15 protein-coding genes and 1 riboswitch are annotated in these 14,969 nt (G+C 66.0%); of the genes, 3 read left to right on the forward strand and 12 right to left on the reverse strand.

Annotated features, from left to right (window positions below; translation table 11 throughout):
* Positions 1–8 precede the first annotated feature (8 nt).
* Positions 9–893: a glycosyltransferase gene (locus ERC79_RS19330; protein WP_131580008.1), complete on the forward strand. Its 885-nt coding sequence runs from the start codon at positions 9–11 to the stop codon at positions 891–893.
* Positions 894–899: 6 nt separating this feature from the next.
* On the opposite strand, the gene ERC79_RS19335 is transcribed toward ERC79_RS19330, so the two are convergent.
* The 6 genes from ERC79_RS19335 to ERC79_RS19360 all read right to left on the reverse strand — a co-directional run bounded on the left by ERC79_RS19335 (position 900) and on the right by ERC79_RS19360 (position 5,799).
* Positions 900–1,763 carry a glycosyltransferase gene (locus ERC79_RS19335; RefSeq protein ID WP_165497175.1) on the reverse strand — a complete coding sequence of 288 codons (864 nt, stop codon included), beginning with the start codon at positions 1,761–1,763 and terminating at the stop codon, positions 900–902.
* Positions 1,764–1,806: 43 nt separating this feature from the next.
* Entirely contained in the window at positions 1,807–2,415 is a 609-nt protein-coding gene (locus tag ERC79_RS23780) for a CatB-related O-acetyltransferase (RefSeq protein ID WP_131580010.1), read from the reverse strand.
* A 16-nt stretch (positions 2,416–2,431) separates the two neighbouring features.
* A complete protein-coding gene (locus ERC79_RS19345; protein WP_131580011.1) occupies positions 2,432–3,337 on the reverse strand; it encodes a glycosyltransferase in 906 nt (301 codons plus the stop codon).
* On the reverse strand, positions 3,330–4,211 hold the full coding sequence (locus tag ERC79_RS19350; protein ID WP_131580012.1) for a glycosyltransferase: 882 nt from the start codon (positions 4,209–4,211) through the stop codon (positions 3,330–3,332). Before ERC79_RS19350 ends, ERC79_RS19345 begins: the two co-directional genes overlap by 8 nt.
* Positions 4,212–4,369: 158 nt before the next feature.
* Entirely contained in the window at positions 4,370–4,894 is a 525-nt protein-coding gene (locus ERC79_RS19355; RefSeq protein ID WP_242676646.1) for a hypothetical protein, read from the reverse strand.
* A 134-nt stretch (positions 4,895–5,028) separates the two neighbouring features.
* Complete coding sequence (locus ERC79_RS19360; protein ID WP_131580013.1) at positions 5,029–5,799, reverse strand: NAD-dependent deacylase; 771 nt, start codon at positions 5,797–5,799, stop codon at positions 5,029–5,031.
* Positions 5,800–5,902: 103 nt separating this feature from the next.
* Between ERC79_RS19360 and ERC79_RS19365 the strand changes: the two genes are divergently transcribed.
* Positions 5,903–6,778, forward strand: a complete 876-nt coding sequence (locus ERC79_RS19365) for a uracil-DNA glycosylase (RefSeq protein WP_131580014.1) — start codon at positions 5,903–5,905, stop codon at positions 6,776–6,778.
* Positions 6,779–6,788: 10 nt separating this feature from the next.
* Here ERC79_RS19365 and ERC79_RS19370 read toward each other — a convergent pair whose 3' ends face one another.
* From ERC79_RS19370 to ERC79_RS19390, 5 genes are all read right to left on the reverse strand, one after another.
* The gene (locus tag ERC79_RS19370) at positions 6,789–8,570 is read right to left on the reverse strand and encodes an HNH endonuclease signature motif containing protein (protein WP_131580015.1); all 1,782 of its coding nucleotides are present in this window, start codon (positions 8,568–8,570) and stop codon (positions 6,789–6,791) included.
* Positions 8,571–8,669: 99 nt separating this feature from the next.
* The gene (locus ERC79_RS19375; RefSeq protein ID WP_131580016.1) at positions 8,670–9,437 is read right to left on the reverse strand and encodes an ABC transporter ATP-binding protein; all 768 of its coding nucleotides are present in this window, start codon (positions 9,435–9,437) and stop codon (positions 8,670–8,672) included.
* A complete protein-coding gene (locus ERC79_RS19380) occupies positions 9,434–10,237 on the reverse strand; it encodes an ABC transporter permease (protein ID WP_131580017.1) in 804 nt (267 codons plus the stop codon). Before ERC79_RS19380 ends, ERC79_RS19375 begins: the two co-directional genes overlap by 4 nt.
* Positions 10,215–11,243, reverse strand: coding sequence for an ABC transporter substrate-binding protein (locus ERC79_RS19385; RefSeq protein WP_131580018.1), 1,029 nt, complete (start codon positions 11,241–11,243; stop codon positions 10,215–10,217). The genes ERC79_RS19380 and ERC79_RS19385 overlap by 23 nt, the downstream gene beginning before the upstream one ends.
* Positions 11,240–11,962 carry a TenA family protein gene (locus ERC79_RS19390; RefSeq protein WP_131580019.1) on the reverse strand — a complete coding sequence of 241 codons (723 nt, stop codon included), beginning with the start codon at positions 11,960–11,962 and terminating at the stop codon, positions 11,240–11,242. Before ERC79_RS19390 ends, ERC79_RS19385 begins: the two co-directional genes overlap by 4 nt.
* Positions 11,956–12,052: riboswitch (TPP riboswitch) on the reverse strand. (Overlaps the previous gene by 7 nt.)
* A 77-nt stretch (positions 12,053–12,129) precedes the next feature.
* Here ERC79_RS19390 and ERC79_RS19395 point away from each other — a divergent pair.
* Entirely contained in the window at positions 12,130–13,698 is a 1,569-nt protein-coding gene (locus tag ERC79_RS19395; RefSeq protein WP_131580020.1) for a carboxylesterase/lipase family protein, read from the forward strand.
* Positions 13,699–13,704: 6 nt separating this feature from the next.
* On the opposite strand, the gene ERC79_RS19400 is transcribed toward ERC79_RS19395, so the two are convergent.
* A complete protein-coding gene (locus ERC79_RS19400; protein WP_242676647.1) occupies positions 13,705–14,949 on the reverse strand; it encodes an MFS transporter in 1,245 nt (414 codons plus the stop codon).
* Positions 14,950–14,969: the final 20 nt, after the last annotated feature.

Below are 14,969 nucleotides of genomic sequence, written 5' to 3' on the forward strand. Positions count from 1 at the left end.
GGAGCGAGATGTCTCGGATGCCGGAACTCGTGTCGGTCGTGATCCCGGCGTACAACGCGCGCGATGTCATCGACCTTCAGCTCGAGGCGCTCGCCGCGCAGGACTACGCTGGCGCGACAGAGGTTGTCGTCGGCGACAACGGTTCCTCTGATGGTTTGCAGGAGTACCTCGATACCCATGCTCTCCGCGAACGGCTCAGCCTCAGGTGTGTGCCGGCACCCGAGGTGCAGGGCGCCTCGCACGCCCGCAACGTGGCCGTGGCAGCAGCACAGGGTGATCTGCTCGCCTTCTGCGACGCCGACGACCGCGCGCATCCAGGGTGGCTGTCAGCGCTGGTGGAAGCCGCGTCGCAGTACGACATGGTCAGTGGTGCGCTGGAAAACACGTCGCTGAACAGTCCGGACGTTGCGGATCGGATGGTCATGCAGCCGCCCGAGCAGGGATTCGCGTTCCCGGGCTTCTTGCCATTCGCCAACGGGGGCACGTGTGCGGTCTGGCGGTCCGCGTTCGATCAGGCCGGAGCGTGGGACGAATCATTCACTGGTGCAGGGGAGGACGTCGACCTGTCGTGGCGGGTCCAGTTGAGCGGGGGGACGTTCGGCCACGCTCCGCGTGCGTTGATGGCCTATCGGATGCGGTGCACCTACCGCGAATTGTGGAACCAGAGCATGACTTACGGGGAGGCTGACCCGCGCCTGTTCAAGCAATACCGGAGTCGGGGATACGCTCGGAATCTCCTGGCCTTCCCCGTTGTTTTCACTCTCTTGCTGCTCCGGAATCCACTGCTTCCACGAAGGGTCACCCGGCTGTCGCGCGGCCAGTGGCTCATCTATGCCGGCCGCATGGTCGGACGAGTCCGGGGGAGTATTCGGTGTCGGGTCTACTTTCTCTGACGTGTGTCAGACGAAGTAGACACGGTATTTGAGGCTACCCCGAATCCGGCCGGCGGCAAATGCTGCATAGTAGATCCACCCACCGGTGGACAGCCTGCTGATGAACGTGGGTACGAGTGGGCACCGAACGACGAGCGCGACCGCGAACAGAATGAGGGGCAAGGGCTTGGTGGGACGCAGGCCGTACCACCGGTAGTGGCGGTACAACTCCGGCCCCGCCATGCCGTATGCGAACGACTGCCGCCAGAGCGCACGATAGTTGTCGCGGAGTCGATAGGCCACCATGGCGGCGGGTTCGTGGCCGAGGGTGAGGCCGGCGAGCTGGAGGCGCCACGTGAAGTCGACATCTTCGCCGACCGTGAGGGACTCGTCGAACCCGCCGGTGGTCTCGAATGCGGTTCGCCACAGCCCGAGATTCCCTGATAGCCCGAACGGGAGAAATCCCGGAGTCTCTTCGCGCTGCTCCGGAGGCTGCACGGGACGCCACGAAGCCACCCGCGGTGTGTTCAGTGTCGACGTCTCCACCGGGCCGCTCACCGCGTCGTGTTCGCGGCCGGCGGTCACCAAGGCGGACAGCCATCCCGGGTGAACTCGGTCGTCAGCATCGCAGAATGCGAGGAAGTCGCCCTCGGCTGCGGCGGCACCGGCATTGCGGGCATGCGGTGCGCCCTGTCGGTCCGATGAGTCGACTCGGCGCAGTTTGAGGACCGAGTGGAGCGGGTGGTCCTCGAGGTGTTCCGCAAGCCCGTCCGTGGATCCGTTGTCACTGACGATTACCTCGAAGTCGTCTTTGTAGTCCTGATCGGCGAGGGCGGTCAGCTGAACGTCGATGAGGTTGCGGGCGTTGTAGATCGGGATGATGACCGACACCAGTTCTGGGATCCTGGGTGACGTGGAATGCACTTGCGTTGGCCTAACTGCTCAGTCGTTCTGTCGGACGGTGCCGTGCGAGGAACTCGGATGGTTCGCGAGACGAGAGGAGTTCGACGTTGTCGACGACCTTGTCCTCCGGCCAGTCCCACCAACGGATCTCGAGAAGCGCCTCGATGGTCTCGTCGTCGTAGCGCTTCCTGACGACCCGCGCGGGATTCCCGACTGCGATGGAGTATGGCGGGACGTCCTTGGCGATCACGGCACCGGCACCGACGATCGCGCCGTCTCCGATCGTCACACCGCTGAGGATCGTCGCTCGGGCACCGATCCACACGTCGCTGCCGATGACGATGTCGCCCTTGCATAGCGGATGACGGTCTTCACCTGCGCCGGGAAGCCCGAACCTGTCGCGCAATGGGTAGGTGGTGATCTCATCAATCGGATGTTCACCACCGAGAACGATCAGCGTCTCCTCGGCGATCGAGCAGTAGGACCCGATCACCAGACGTGTCTTGTCGTATCGAAAGCGAAGGATCTTGGGGTCGCCGTAGGTGGCGATCCCCACGGTCGCGATGCCGAGTTTCTGCGCGTGATCGATGTCTCGGCGACGTGCTGATTGTACGTTTGACCACCAATTCGCAAGTCCCATGGTGGTTTCCTCCCCGTCAGATGTAAAAGACCCGATACTGGACGCTACCTCGGATCCGGCCCCACAATGCTGCCACGTGCATGACCCAGTGGCCGACCGGAATGCGTCGAATCCTCTTCGGCACCAGCGGGTTGAGTAGGACGATTCCTGCGATCAGATTCAACTGGACGAGCACCGTCGGGCGTGGCAGACCGTACCGCCGGTGTTCCGCGTAGAGCTTTGCGTCGCTCTGGCCGTAGCTTCGCATCTGTGACCAGAGCCCACGATAAGTGCCACGAAGGCGGTAGGCGACGACCGCGTCAGGTGCGTAGCCGAGCGTGAACCCTTCGCGCTGGATGCGCCAGGAAATGTCCTTGTCCTCGCCGCCGGCATCGAAGTTCTCGTTGTACCCCCCGATCGACTGGAACACATCGCTCCACACGGCCAGCGTGCACCCGTACGCGATGGGGAAGTAGCCGGGCACCTCGCACAGCTTGGTGGGGTCGGGTATCGGACGCCAGGCCGCCACCTCAGGTGAATTGATCGAAACTGTCTCGATTGCCCCGCCGACCGCATCGTGGCGCGTTGCGACGCGAACCATTTCGGTCAGCCAACTCGGATGGACACGATCGTCGTGATCGCAGAACGCCAGCAGGTCGCCGCCCGCGATTGATACGCCGGTGTTGCGGGCGTGCGCCGGCCCCCTACGGTCCGAACTGTCGACATATCTGAGGCGAAGGTCCGCGCGAAGCGGGTGCCGAAGAATATGTGATTCGAGGCCGTCGTTCGCTGCATTGTCACTGACGATCACCTCGAATGCCCCGGCGTAGTCCTGTGCGGCCAGGGCCGTCAACTGCACGTCGATGAGATCTAGCGCATGGTGTGCGGCGATGATGACCGATACGAGTGTCGGTCCGCTGCGGACTGCGGTGCCGTCAGACATACAGAACCCGGTTCCTCCACGACGCGCGGAGCTTGCCGGTGAGGAAGGCGGTCTGAGCTACCCAGAGTCCTCGGGGAACTCGTGCAATGAACCTCGGCACGAGCGGGTTGAGGAGCACGACGCCGAGCAATGAAAGTCCGAGGCTCTTCAGCGATCCGCGCTTCTGCCCGTGTTCGCGGAAGGTGAGATAGACCTGTACCGAGTTCCGGCCGTACGCGGACATCTGCTTCCAAGTGCCCTTGTATGTGTCGCGGAATCTGTAGGCGACTACAGCGTCCGGCGCGTGTCCCAGCGTGAGCCCGGCGAGTTGGAGCTGCCACGAGACGGCGATATCTTCACCACCACGGTTGAACGACTCGTCGAACCCCCCGATCTTCTCCAGGCTCGAGCGCCACGCGCCGAAGTTGCAGCCGATCGCGTAGGGGAGGAAGTCGGTCGCGCCGAACTGTTCGTCGGGTGCGGGCATGATCCGCCACGACGCTACCTTCGGTGTATTGATGGAAGCGGTCTCGACGGACCCGCCCACAGCGTCGAACTCTGCTGCGGCGCGGACCATCGCGCTCAGCCAGCCTGGGTGTACGCGGTCGTCGTGTTCGCAGAAGGCGAGGAATTCGCCAGTGCTCTCCGAGACGCCGACATTGCGCGCGTGGGTCGAACCCTGGCGGTCGGAACTGTCGACGCAGCGCAGGTTGAGTCGATCCGCGACGGGATGGCGGGCGAGGTGTTCGCGCAACCCGTCGGTCGATCCGTTGTCGCTGATCACCACCTCGAATTCGCCCGGGTAGTCCTGTGTAGCGAGGGCCTCGAGTTGTTCGTCGATGAGATCTACAGCGTTATACGCCGGGATGATCACTGAAACGAGTTGGGGAGCCACGGCGAGAGCTTATTGCATCCCTGTGGGCATGGCGTCGTCCTCGAGTTCGGCGGCGATTCACGTTTGGCGAGCAGCCTCCTGTCTTCAGCGCTGTGGGTCGACAGGCCTGAGGTGGGATCCGCCGGTGGCACCGGGGCAGCCGGTCCATGAGGTTCCACTCATCTCAACGTGTACTCGGAATCCGAGACCGTGAATCCGTGACCGCTGTCGTCCTGGCAGCTGATGCCCTTCTGTGTGTCAGTGGTGCAAGAGATCCCACCCGCGGTCAGGACAGTCCCGTAGGGAAGGACAACTGCGGGACCGTCGAACCGGTGGAATCGGGGGTCGCCGGAGCTCACGAACTGCGCGGGCGAACCGGCGAGTACCTCGATGGTATTGGGCGCGACCATGGATTCGGGCACTCCCGGGCCGGGTACCTTCGGTGCGTTCGGCGGGAGTGCTCCATGGCAGCCGGCAGCAGCCGGGGAGACACCGACTCCGAGGAACAGTCCGCATTCGAACTTCGCAGTGGGACTGGTGAAGTAGTAGTAGCCGGTGCGGCCGTCGGAGTAGTGCGCTGTCGACACCGAGGTAGGGGTCGGGTTCGGAGTGGTTGTCGAGGTTCGGCTGGCGGTGGGCCGTGCGGTCGTTGTTGCCGGAACTGTGGTCCGCTGGGCGGTGGTGGTCGGATCCGGTGAGGCCACCGGCACCCCTTGGACACCATCGGAACAAGCGGTGAGAAGTCCGGTGGCCAGGGCCAGAATGGCGATCGAGGCGATGCATACTCTACTGAGAGTTGCAGTACTACTGCAGGATTCGTTGAGAGCCACCCGATGCTTCACTGTGCGGCTCCGATGGCGGCGACCAATGCCGGTAAACCCACTGCCGCGGTGGTGCGCCACGTGTGGTGCACGTGCTCGCTCAGCCCGGTTGCCTCGGGGTTGATCTCGACGATGGCAGCGCCGGTCCGCGCGGCGCGCAGCGGCAGGCCTGCCGCTGGATACACCATCGCGGACGTACCGACGACGACCATCAGGTCGCAGTCCTCGGCTGCCGCGGTTGCCCGTGTCCACGCGTCGTCCGGCAGGGACTCGCCGAACCACACGACGCCCGGCCGCACCTGCCCCCTGCAGCTGCTGCATTCGGGCGGGCTCAGCGGCCCGGTCGGCTCCACATCGACGCCACCGTCGCTGGGGAACGGTGCTCCGCAGTCGCGGCATCGTGGGGCGAACAGGCTGCCGTGCAGATGCGCGACTGTATGTGTGGGGCTTCCTGCTCGCTCATGGAGATCGTCGACGTTCTGTGTCACCACGGTCATTCGGGTGCGGTCGGCCCACTCTGCGACGGCGCGATGCCCTGCGTGCGGTGCGACCCGACGCACCAGACCCGTCCGCCACTGGTACCAGGCCCATACCAGCGCGCTGTCTCGGTCCCATGCCTCGGGCGTTGCCAGCTCGGTCGGGTCGAAGCGCTCCCACAGGCCGGTCTGCGCGTCGCGGAACGTCGGGACCCCGCTCTCCGCCGACATCCCGGCACCGCTGAACACGACGACCCGTCGGGCTGCGCGCGCGACATCGACTACTGCGGGATCGAGTTCCAGTGCGGTCATATCGACGATTGTGCAGGTTGGCGGACTGCCCGGTGGGACCAGACGGTGGTTCGTGTCGGCCGGTCGGGTTCAATTGGCTCATGTCTGTCTGTGCGCTGCTGCGATGACCGCGCAGTTTCTGCCTCATCCCGGCACCGGAGAGCTGTTCACCTCGCCCGTCGTTCCGGGCAGCGGTTGGCCGGGCGATCCGGCGACTGTGGATACGCCCGTTGCGCATTCGTGCGCGGACGTAGCTGCTGAGGCTGCCTCCGCGACGAACTTGACCGAATTGGATGCGCGGATCAGCTTGTGCCGGGCGTGTCCGCGGCTGGTCGACTGGCGCGAGCATGCGGCCGTGGTGAAACGTCGTTCGTTCGAGGGCGAGCCGTACTGGGGACGTCCAGTGCCGGGATTCGGCGACAGCCTGCCGAAGCTACTGATCATGGGCTTGGCGCCGGCCGCGAACGGCGGCAACCGCACGGGGCGGATGTTCACCGGTGATCAGGCCGGGGACTGGCTGTTCCGGGGACTACACCGGGCGGGACTCGCCGCGAAGGGTGCCGCCGACCACGCCGGCGATGGCCAGAAGCTGTACGGCGTGCGGATGATCTCGGCGGTTCGGTGTGCGCCGCCGGCAAACAGGCCGAGCGTCGAGGAACGCGATTGCTGCGCCGGATGGCTGGACGCCGAGCTAGGCCATCTGCTCCCGTGGGTGCGGACAGTGGTGGCGCTGGGTGCCTTCGGCTGGGATGCGACGCTGCGTGCGGTGCGACGATCCGGAGGCCTGGTGCCGACACCGAAACCGAAGTTCGGACACGGCGCTACCGCAGTGGTGCATACCGCGGACGACAAGCCGCTCAACGTGATCGGCTGCTATCACCCCAGTCAGCAGAACACCTTTACCGGCAAGCTCACCGAGAAGATGCTCGACGAAGTCCTTGCCCAGGCCAAGGAACTCGCCGGACTCGGTTGGGGTTGCGGAGGGTCCGGACGTCGATAGTTTGCCGTGCTCAGAACGGTGGTGGTTGGTCGGGGTCGATGACCGGTTTCGGTTCGGGTGGTTCGGTTCCCGGTAGCCGTGACCGGGAGCGGCGTCGGCGGGGTCCGTGGGCGTCGAGGAGGTAGCGGAGGTCGGCTTCCGCGGGCGAGTACGCGAGTTTGCGGATCGTGGCACGGTCGGTGAGTAGCGCGCGGAGTTCGTCGTCGAGGCTGTCGCGGAGGTCGGGTTCCGGTTGAAGGTCAGGGTCGGTGAACGGTCCACACGGGTGGGTGATCGTCCGGTTGCCGGTCGGATCCGTCCATTCCAGGCGTCCGCCCCCGATCTGCCGGACGGCCCAGTAGCCGGCGGTCTTGAGCCGGTGATGGGTGCGGCACAGGCATGCGAGGTTGGTCTCGACGGTCAGGCCGCCGCGGTCGGGAAACTCGTGATCGAACGCGACCGTATGGTCGATGTCGCAGCTGGTCGCGGGTGACGTGCAGTTGGGAAATCTGCAGGTTCCGTCCCTGGTTCGGATGATCTCCGCCAGTGCGGCGGTGGGCCGGTAGGTGCGCTGCCGACGGTGTTCCCGGGTCCGTTCGGTGGTGGCCTGTGGGGTGAGTGCTGTTGCAGATAGAGGCCTTCCGATTCCGAGGATCGGACCCCTTCCGAGGATCGGGTCGGGCTCGGAGGGAGCGGAAGCGGCAACTCCACTAGCTCCACCACTGACCGTGCCGGTAGCGGCGGCGGTAGCAGTTTCAGTGGCGGTGGTCGCGGCTCCAGTGGCGGAGAGTGCGGCGGTGAGTGCTCGCCGATCGGAATCGGTGAGGGTGAGGACCTGCTTCCAGGTAGCGTCGGCGGCCAGTTCACGGGCCAGATCGGCATCGATGGGTCCATGCCCGGACAGATAGCCGGGTAGGTCGTCGAGACCGAGCAGCGTCGACGCATTTACCCCGACCAGCACGGTCACCGCACCCGCGCCGACAGCTGCCGAATCACCGGATCCTGGCGCTCCCGGCGACCCGACCGACGCCGGCGACCCGACCGACCCCGGCGTGCCGCAGTGGCCTGCGGTAGCTCGCCGGCCAGCGGTGCAATCCCCGCGGCCGCAGGAACAATCAAGGCGTTCGTGGCCCGCCGCGAGAGCGACCAGCGAATCGGCCCGCCGCTGCCCCGGCGTGCGGGGATCGTGCGCGCACACCTGCAACGCCATCGACCGCAACCGCATGGCCAGGACCCGGCCACCCTCGGCCGTGACCCGTCCCTCGACGGTTGCTGTCCCGTCCTCGTCCGCGGTCACCCATACATCCCGATCCGCTACCGCCCACTTCCGACGTTCCCGCGCCCCCTCGGGGTCCAACCGGGCAATCAACCGACGCGCCCGCTGCTTCAACACTGTTGTACTGCATCGGCCAGCCCCATCGAGTAGACGACGCTCGATCTCGGCGAGCTTGTCCTCCGAGACGTTCGCCAACGCCGCCGACACGGCATACGCCTTCGTCCGATCGATCCGTCCCGCTGCGAACTCCGCCGACACGCGGTGTAACCGCCATCGCAGATCACACCCCAGTCCGATCATCGACCGAGCCGTGACCTCCGTGAGTCCCAGAATCCCCGCGATCTCCACATGCGCGAACTCACCTTGCCGCGCCTCACCGATCCCTGCCCGCGCGTCCTCTCCGCAGCGCGTCACATACACGGTGGTCACGGCCTCGACCTCGCGGAACTCTTCGCGTGCGATCCGGGCATGATGTTCTATCAGAACCTCAGACAGGTCACTGTCCGCCGCGCCTGCGAGAATGCCCCTATCGAACATGTGTACGAGCTTACGCTGACCCACCGACAAGTTCCTGGGCGTGACCAAGGGAGTTGTGGCCCGTCTCCGAGGTGCGGGGGCTGGATCCGGCGGCGCGAATCAGTCCTTGGCCATCCGTTCCTGCTCGGCCAGCGCTCGGCGCGATTCCTCGTGCAAGACCTCGATCAGGTCGTGCTCGATCGCGACGAACTCCGGCGACGTCAGTATCGAGAGTTCTCGTGGGCGCGGAAGATCGACGACGACCTCGTGGCATACGGTCGCCGGCCGCGCGGACAGCACGATGACGCGATCGGACAGGAACACCGCCTCGCGGATGTCGTGCGTGATCATCAGTACCGTCCAGCGGTACCGATGCCACACATCCTGTAGCCATGTCTGCATTTCGGTGCGCGTGAGCGAATCGAGGGCGCCGAACGGCTCGTCGAGCAGCATTACCGGCCGGTCCTGGACCACGGTGCGCAGCAGCGCCGCCCGTTGGCGCATGCCGCCCGAAAGTTGTTGTGGGCGTGCATCCTCGAATCCCGCGAGCCCGAAGATCGGGAAGAGTTCTCTAGCGCGGGTTCGGGCCTGCTTCTTCGGGGTCCCCTGTACCTCGAGCCCGAGTGCGGTGTTGTCGAGGATCGAGCGCCACGGGAACAGTAGATCCTTCTGCGGCATGTAGGCGCATACCGGCGCCGTCACCGATCCCGAATCCGGCCTCTCGAGCCCTGCGACGATACCGAACACCGTGCTCTTGCCGCAGCCGCTGGGGCCGATGACGGACACGAATTCGCCCGGCGCGACGGAGAAGTCGATGCCGTCCAGTACCTGGCGGGTTCCGAATGATTTGGTTACCGCGGCCAGGCTGACGGTGGACGCGTCAGTCATGCCGCTGCCCCTGTCCGGGCCCACGGTGCCACCAGTCGCTCGACAGCAAACGTGCACAGGTACAGCGCCACACTGATCATGGCCGTCACCACCACCGCGGCGAGTACGAGGTCGGTGCGAAACGAGTTCTTCTGGATGCTCATGTAGATACCGAGTCCGGCACTCGCACCGACATACTCGGCGAACACCGCGCCCACCACCGCGTAGGTGACACCGATCCGCAGCGCCGTGAAGAACCGCGGCAGCGCCGAGGGAAGCCGCACGTACCGGAACTCCTGCCAACGCGATGCACCCATGCTGCGCAATAGAGCGCCGGCCTCGCGGTCGGCGGCGGCAAAGCCTTCGATGAGTCCGATCGCCATCGGGAAGAACGTCACCAGCGCCACCACGAGGACCTTCGGTAACAGTCCGAAGCCGAACCAGATGATCATCAGCGGTGCGATTGCGATGATCGGCAGCGTCTGCGAAACCACGAACAGCGGCACGAACGCCCTCCGGAGCCAGGGCGAGAAGTCCACCGCGATGGCGAGAACCCAGGCGATGGCGAGTGAGACCGCGAACCCTGCCAGCGTCACCTGCAGGGTCGCCCATACCTGGACGCCGATGTCGTCCCGATGTGCCCACCCCTGCTCGAAAACCCTTGCGGGCGAGGGCAGCACCTGCGCGCGGATGCCGCTCGCCACGACATAGACCTGCCAGGCCGAGACGACCGCGAGCACGACGACGACGGCGGGAAACCCCCGACGCACGGCACCGTGGGACGTGATCGCTCCGCGCTCAGGGCGCTGTGAGGTACTCATTGGTGAAGTACGCCGACCAGTCGGGCTCGGTGGTGAGCGGTTTGCCGTCCGGACCCGAGAGCAGCCCATTGTCGAACAGGAAGCCTGAGTAACCGGCCCACTGCTCACGTGTCTGCGTGCCGACCCGCCCGGACGAGTCCTTCATGTAGTCGGCGGCGAGCATCCGCTGGCTCTCGAACACCAGCTCCTCGTCGCTGAACGCACCAGGATTCGCGTCGATCAGGGCGCGTGCGCCGAGGTCGGGGTCGTCAGCGGCCAGCTGATAGCCGCGCTGCAGCGCCTGCACGAACTTGCGGGCCTGCTCGGGGTGCTCGGTCAGCCACCTCTCGTTGCCGTTGACGACGATCGCATATGCGTCCGGGAAGCCGTAGTCGGTGTAGTGGAAGTAGCGCATCGGGGTGCCGCGTCGCGCGGCTTCGATGCCCTCCCACGCAAAGTACGAGACCGTGAAATCGGCCTGGCCGCCGTACACGGCCTCGTAGGCCGAGGTTCCGAGGATGACGGACTTGAAATCTCCCGTGCCGCCGTCATTCCGGATCACCTGACGAAGAATCTCCCCTTCGCCGGGATCGCCGAATCCGGCGTAGGTCTTGCCGTCCAGGTCCTTGGGACGTGCAAGGTCCGTTCGATCGGCCTTGACGCCGATACCGGTTGCCCAGTGCTGCAGCGGTGCCATCACCGAGACCGTCTGTGCCCCGGCCGCGCGGGAGAACGTGGCCGAATCCTGGAAGCTGGTGCCGAATTCGGCGTTGCCGGCATCGACGAGCGTGTCGGGCGCGGTGTTGTTGTAGGGCAGCACCTCCACGCTGAGGCCCGCATCCGCGAAATACCCCTCCTGCAGCGCGACGAACAGCCCGGTGTGATTCGTATTGGGCGTCCAGTCCAGCGCAAAACGGATGGTGTTGCCGGATTCGTCGCTGCTGCCGCAGCCGGTGAGGATACTCAAGGCGGACGCGACGATTGCCGAGGTGGCAAGGGCCCGGCGGAGTCTCGATACCGTCGTCACGAGGCCGGCCAAGGCTGAGGGTGCAACGCCGTGTCCCAGAACATGAGCTCGTATCGGGTCGCGATCACGAATGCGCGGACCATTGCTGCGCGTTGCTCGGCAGTCGCGGCGTCCGCGGCAGCGTCGACGAGTCGGCGCGCGGTGACCACCGACTCCTGGAACTCCGGGCTGTCGTACGTCGTGACCCACTGTGCGTACGGGTGCGATGGATCCACTGCGAGTACGTCGTGGGCGCTTGCGGCCAGGCGGCTGCCCACGTCGGCGTAGATCCAGAAGCACGGAAGCAGGGCGGCCGCGGCAACCGCGTACGACTCGGTCGCCGACGTGGCCGTCAGGTACGACACGTACCCGAGACAGGCCTGCGAGTGCGCCGGCACGGCCTCGCTCTCGGGCAAGGCCCCGCTGGTCAGCAGGCTCTCGTGTAGAGAGGTCTCCACTACCGCGGCGGTTGCCGCCGACGTCGCCCAGAACGCCGCGGACTGCGGGTCCGGGGCGCGTGAGGCCACGAGCGCGAGTGCCTTGGCATATTCGGCGAGGTAGAGCGCGTCCTGCTCGATGTAGACGCGGAAGACGTCGAGTGGCAGTGTGCCGTCTCCCAGTCGGCGGAGGAACTCGAGATTGTCGATTGCGTCACGCAGGACCGCGGTGCGCTCCCACAGGTGATCGGTGAATCGACCGAGTTCGGTGTGAACAGAAGTGTCGTGGACAGACGTTGTCATCGCCGTGACATCCCTTCGTCAGCATTACCTGATGCAGGTTCCCGGGTGTGTTCTCAGCCCCGCCCGTGCGGAGCACCCCGTGTCAGTGAACGAGCCGACCTTAGCACCGCAGGATTGGTACCTTGGCATTCGACCTTGTCTGCGCGCCGGAGTGAGGAGGCCGCGTCATGGAAGCCACGCACGTCATCGAAGCTGGAGAGCCGGACACGCTCACCGTCGAGACACCCCTCGGCAAGGCGCGCGGATATTCCGACGGTTCCGTTTTCTCCTGGAAGGGCATTCCCTACGCGGCACCGCCGACGGGGGGACTGAGATTTCGCAGTCCAGCCGCGCCACAGCCCTGGGCCGGGGTACGGGACTGTCGCGCATTCGGGCCGATCGCGCCGCAGGGACACGACACGTCCGTGCCGATCGATCCGACGATGATGCTCGACGAGGACTGCCTGACGGTCAACGTCTGGGCCCCCAGACCGGACGGCCAGCCGCGGCCGGTCATGGTGTGGATTCATGGCGGCGCATATTGCCTGGGCTCGTCGGCGCAACCCGTCTACGACGGCCGGCTTCTCGCCGAACGCGGGGATGTCGTGATCGTCACGTTCAACTACCGGCTCGGAACGCTGGGCTTCCTGGATCTGTCATCGTTCTCCAGCGCCGACCGCGTGTTCGAGTCGAACCTCGGTCTGCGGGATCAGATCGCGGCGCTCGAGTGGGTGCGGGAGAACATCGCTGCGTTCGGTGGCGATCCCGGCGAAGTGACGCTGTTCGGGGAGTCGTCCGGTGGTGGTGCGATCACCACGCTGATGACGGTGCCCCGCGCCGAGGGGTTGTTCCACCGCGCCATCGCACAGAGCCCACCGGCGACGTCGGTGTACGGCGCCGAGCGGGCCGCGACGGTGGCCGCGCGGTTCCTCGAGATCCTCGATCTACCGGCGGATCGGGTGGGCGATCTGTGGGACATGCCGGTCGAGCGGCTCGTGAAGGCCGGCGACATCCTCGTCGACGAGGTCCCTGTCCGCGTGCCCGGGACGCTGGCGATGTCGCCGGTCGTCGACCGCGATCTTGTCCCGCACTACCCGGTCGCCGCGTTCCAGAAGGGTCACTCGCACCGGATTCCGCTGATCATCGGTTCCAACAAGGACGAGGCATCGATCTTCAAGTTCATGCGTTCGCCGCTGCTTCCGGTCAGCGCGGAGGCCGTCCAGCAGATGTTCTCCGGTCTGGCACAGGATAATCCGGAACTCTCGGCGTTGCGGCTGGCCGAGATCGTTGCCGCCTATCCGGACAGTACCAAACCCAGAGGAGCACTTGCGATCTCGCGTGACGCGGCCTTCCGGATGCCCGCGCTGTGGGTTGCCGACGGCCACAGTCGGCACTCACCGACCTGGATGTATCGCTTCGACCATGCCACCCCGATTCTCAAGGCCGCGCGTGTCGGGGCGGGGCACGCGACCGAACTGCCCTACGTGTTCGGCAATTTCGGCACGCTCAACGTCGATCCCACCTTCTGGCTGGGGGGACGAAAGGCGGCCGTCGACGTCTCCGGACGCATGCAGCGCCGCTGGCTGGCATTCACTCGGTACGCGGTACCGGCCGCGCTCGACGGCTCCAAACACTGGGCGCCCTACACAGAGGAGTCGCGTTCGACTCTCCTGATCGACAGCCGCGACCGACTGGTGGCGGACCCGGATCAGGCGTTGCGTGTGGCGTGGGGCGACGAGGTGATGGGGTTCAGCTGATGAGCGTCAGGGATCCGGGCGCGAGTCCGCGTCCAGCTCCCGCAGGACCGGCAGCCTGAAGCACACCACCGCCACTAGGATCACCGGAACGGCGAGCACGAAGAACGTGGTGCGAATGCCGGCCTGATCGATCAGCGGGCCGGCGAGCAGATAACCGAGCGGCCCGGCCGCATACGCGGTGGACGTCATCACTCCGACGACCCGTCCGCGCATGTGCTCGGGACTGCGAGTCTGCATGGCCCAGTTGGCGATCGGGCCCACCGGTCCGTACACCAGACCGATCACGGCGCACAGTGCCAGGAGTATCCACAGCGGTGGCAGGAAGGCCATGCCGACCATCGACAGTCCCAGGCCGCTCACCGCGATCAGCATCAGATTGCGGCGCTCGAGATGCGGCGCCAGGGCCCCATAGGAAAGCGCGCCGACCAGTCCGCCGATGCTCATCGCCATCAGCACCCAGCCGAGCTGGGCGGGATCGCCGCGGTCGGTGAAGTACTTGGGAAACAGCACCGACTCGATCGGCAGGTACAGCGCCACGATCACCATGTCGACCAGTGCCAGCGTGCGCAGCAATCGGTCCCGCCACACGAACCGAAGCCCCTCGAGGGTGCCGGTCCACATGGATGAGGGGCGGGTCTCGGTGTCGGGCCGTCCGGCATGCTCGAGCTTCAGGAACGCGATCGTCACGATGGACAGGGCGAAGCAGACGGCCGTCACCCACAGGGTCGTCTCCGGGCCGACCAGCGCGATCAGGACACCACCGATGCCCGGACCGATCAGATAGGCGACGTTGTAGTTCGCCTCGTACAGGCTGTTGACGCGGTCGAGCCTCCAGCCTGCGGCGCGGGTCGCTGCGGGCAGCATCGATTCGCGTGCCGAGATACCGGCCGGGTCGAAGGTTGCACCCAGCGCGGCGAGCAGTGCGAGCACCGGCACGGACAGCCCGACGGTGCCCGCGATCACGGGGATCGCGGCGACCGACAGTCCCGAGAGCGCGTCCGACACCAGCGAGGTCGGACGCCGGCCGAACCGGTCCACGACGGTGCCCGAGAACAGGCTTGCCAGCAGCAGTGGCACGGTGGCCGCGCCCGCGACGATGGCAGCGTCGGTCGCCCGCCCGGTCTGTTCGAGCACCAGCCACGGCAGCGCGACGATGACAATGCCGTTCCCGGTTGCCGAGAGCAGCGTGGCGATATTGAGCAGGATCAGTGGCCCGAAGCGTCGGGTGGTCGTCACGTTCGGGGCGGTCACTGCGGCAGGCCTCTGCGGGA

It is taken from the genome of Rhodococcus sp. ABRD24 (assembly GCF_004328705.1).
Taxonomy (GTDB): domain Bacteria; phylum Actinomycetota; class Actinomycetes; order Mycobacteriales; family Mycobacteriaceae; genus Prescottella.

Bases quoted from the DNA above. Each gene is read 5' to 3' on its own strand.
- ERC79_RS19330 (WP_131580008.1), top strand. From the start codon at position 9: ATGTCTCGGATGCCGGAACTCGTGTCGGTCGTGATCCCGGCGTACAAC.
- ERC79_RS23780 (WP_131580010.1), bottom strand. From the start codon at position 2,415: ATGGGACTTGCGAATTGGTGGTCAAACGTACAATCAGCACGTCGCCGA.
- ERC79_RS19345 (WP_131580011.1), bottom strand. From the start codon at position 3,337: ATGTCTGACGGCACCGCAGTCCGCAGCGGACCGACACTCGTATCGGTC.
- ERC79_RS19360 (WP_131580013.1), bottom strand. From the start codon at position 5,799: ATGACCGCACTGGAACTCGATCCCGCAGTAGTCGATGTCGCGCGCGCA.
- ERC79_RS19365 (WP_131580014.1), top strand. From the start codon at position 5,903: ATGACCGCGCAGTTTCTGCCTCATCCCGGCACCGGAGAGCTGTTCACC.
- ERC79_RS19370 (WP_131580015.1), bottom strand. From the start codon at position 8,570: ATGTTCGATAGGGGCATTCTCGCAGGCGCGGCGGACAGTGACCTGTCT.
- ERC79_RS19375 (WP_131580016.1), bottom strand. From the start codon at position 9,437: ATGACTGACGCGTCCACCGTCAGCCTGGCCGCGGTAACCAAATCATTC.
- ERC79_RS19380 (WP_131580017.1), bottom strand. From the start codon at position 10,237: ATGAGTACCTCACAGCGCCCTGAGCGCGGAGCGATCACGTCCCACGGT.
- ERC79_RS19390 (WP_131580019.1), bottom strand. From the start codon at position 11,962: ATGACAACGTCTGTCCACGACACTTCTGTTCACACCGAACTCGGTCGA.
- ERC79_RS19395 (WP_131580020.1), top strand. From the start codon at position 12,130: ATGGAAGCCACGCACGTCATCGAAGCTGGAGAGCCGGACACGCTCACC.